This window comes from Micromonospora sp. NPDC049201 (assembly GCF_055586805.1).
In genome coordinates this window covers 2,501-5,361 of the sequence record NZ_JBVJHM010000031.1, presented here as the reverse complement: position 1 = coordinate 5,361, position 2,861 = coordinate 2,501, and the positions used below count along the sequence as shown (strand labels likewise).

At 56.9% G+C, this 2,861-nt stretch carries 2 rRNA genes (1 of these 2 cut by a window edge); both read right to left on the bottom strand.

Annotated features, from left to right (window positions below):
- Positions 1–11 precede the first annotated feature (11 nt).
- Positions 12–128 (bottom strand): 5S ribosomal RNA (rrf, locus tag ACZ6O5_RS31190).
- Positions 129–207: 79 nt separating this feature from the next.
- Positions 208–2,861 (bottom strand): 23S ribosomal RNA (locus tag ACZ6O5_RS31185); it runs 457 nt beyond the window's last position.

Below are 2,861 nucleotides of genomic sequence, written 5' to 3'. Positions count from 1 at the left end.
ACTGGAAGATTGTCCGGCGGTGTCCTACTCTCCCACACCCTCCCGAGTGCAGTACCATCGGCGCTGGAGGGCTTAGCTTCCGGGTTCGGAATGTAACCGGGCGTTTCCCCTCCGCCATGACCGCCGTAACTCTATGAACATATCAACCAACAACCCACAAGGGTCTGGTGTTTGTTCAGAGTTGCACAGTGGACGCGTAGCAGCTTAGTAGTCAAGTCCTCGGCCTATTAGTACCGGTCAACTGAACCCGTTACCGGGCTTACATTTCCGGCCTATCAACCCAGTCGTCTAGCTGGGGGCCTTACCCACTCAAAGAGTGGTGGGATACCTCATCTTGAAGCGAGCTTCCCGCTTAGATGCTTTCAGCGGTTATCCCTTCCGAACGTAGCTAACCAGCCGTGCCCCTGGCGGGACAACTGGCACACCAGAGGTTCGTCCGTCCCGGTCCTCTCGTACTAGGGACAGCCCTTCTCAAGTATCCTACGCGCACGGCGGATAGGGACCGAACTGTCTCACGACGTTCTAAACCCAGCTCGCGTACCGCTTTAATGGGCGAACAGCCCAACCCTTGGGACCTGCTACAGCCCCAGGATGCGACGAGCCGACATCGAGGTGCCAAACCATCCCGTCGATATGGACTCTTGGGGAAGATCAGCCTGTTATCCCCGGGGTACCTTTTATCCGTTGAGCGACACCGCTTCCACATGCCAGTGCCGGATCACTAGTCCCGACTTTCGTCCCTGCTCGACCTGTCAGTCTCACAGTCAAGCTCCCTTGTGCACTTGCACTCAACACCTGATTGCCAACCAGGCTGAGGGAACCTTTGGGCGCCTCCGTTACCCTTTAGGAGGCAACCGCCCCAGTTAAACTACCCACCAGACACTGTCCCTGAACCGGATAACGGTCCGAAGTTAGATACCCAAATCAACCAGAGTGGTATTTCAAGATTGCCTCCACCCATACTGGCGTATGGACTTCACCGGCTCCCACCTATCCTACACAAGCTAATTCAGATACCAATGTCAAGCTATAGTAAAGGTCCCGGGGTCTTTCCGTCCTGCCGCGCGTAACGAGCATCTTTACTCGTAATGCAATTTCGCCGGGCCTGTGGTTGAGACAGTGGGGAAGTCGTTACGCCATTCGTGCAGGTCGGAACTTACCCGACAAGGAATTTCGCTACCTTAGGATGGTTATAGTTACCACCGCCGTTTACTGGCGCTTAAGTTCTCCGCTTCGCCCCGAAGAGCTAACAGGTCCCCTTAACGTTCCAGCACCGGGCAGGCGTCAGTCCATATACATCGAATTACTTCTTCGCATGGACCTGTGTTTTTAGTAAACAGTCGCTTCCCCCTGCTCTCTGCGGCCATACAACGCTCCACCCGCGCGGGGCTTCACGTCTCCGGCCCCCCTTCTCCCTAAGTTACGGGGGCAATTTGCCGAGTTCCTTAACCACAGTTCGCCCGATCGCCTCGGTATTCTCTACCTGACCACCTGTGTCGGTTTGGGGTACGGGCCGCTAAGAACTCGCTAGAGGCTTTTCTCGGCAGCATAGGATCACTGACTTCACCTGAATCGGCTCGGCATCACGTCTCAGCCTACATGCGTCACGGATTTGCCTATGACACGGCCTACACGCTTACCCCGGCACAACCACCGGCCGGGCTCAGCTACCTTCCTGCGTCACCCCATCGCTTGACTACTACCCGCCAGGTTCCCACGCTCCCCAAACTCGGTCCGAAGACCTCCTCCGGTTCGGGTGGTTAGCACAACGAGGTTCATCAGGGACGCTCTTTCGCGGGTACGGGAATATCAACCCGTTGTCCATCGACTACGCCTCTCGGCCTCGCCTTAGGTCCCGACTCACCCAGGGCGGATTAGCCTGGCCCTGGAACCCTTGGTCATCCGGCGGAAGGGTTTCTCACCCTTCTTTCGCTACTCATGCCTGCATTCTCACTCGTGCCGCGTCCACGACTGGGTCACCCCGTCGCTTCACCCCCGGCACGACGCTCCCCTACCCATCCACACACCTGCACGGCACATCAAGGCGCCGCGAAGTTGAAATGTGAATGCCACAGCTTCGGCGGTGTGCTTGAGCCCCGCTACATTGTCGGCGCGGAACCACTTGACCAGTGAGCTATTACGCACTCTTTAAAGGGTGGCTGCTTCTAAGCCAACCTCCTGGTTGTCTATGCGACCCCACATCCTTTTCCACTTAGCACACGCTTAGGGGCCTTAGCTGGTGATCTGGGCTGTTTCCCTCTCGACTACGAAGCTTATCCCCCGCAGTCTCACTGCCGCGCTCTCACTTACCGGCATTCGGAGTTTGGCTGATTTCGGTAAGCTTGTGGGCCCCCTAGACCATCCAGTGCTCTACCTCCGGCAAGAAACACGCGACGCTGCACCTAAATGCATTTCGGGGAGAACCAGCTATCACGGAGTTTGATTGGCCTTTCACCCCTAACCACAGGTCATCCCCCAACTTTTCAACGTTGGTGGGTTCGGCCCTCCACGCGGTCTTACCCGCGCTTCAGCCTGCCCATGGCTAGATCACTCCGCTTCGGGTCTAGAGCATGCGACTGAATACGCCCTATTCAGACTCGCTTTCGCTACGGCTCCCCCACACGGGTTAACCTCGCCACATGCCACTAACTCGCAGGCTCATTCTTCAAAAGGCACGCCGTCACCCCGTAAGGCTCCGACGGATTGTAGGCGAACGGTTTCAGGTACTATTTCACTCCCCTCCCGGGGTACTTTTCACCATTCCCTCACGGTACTTGTCCGCTATCGGTCACCAGGAAGTATTTAGGCTTACCAGGTGGTCCTGGCAGATTCACGGCAGATTTCAGGAGTCCGCCGCTACT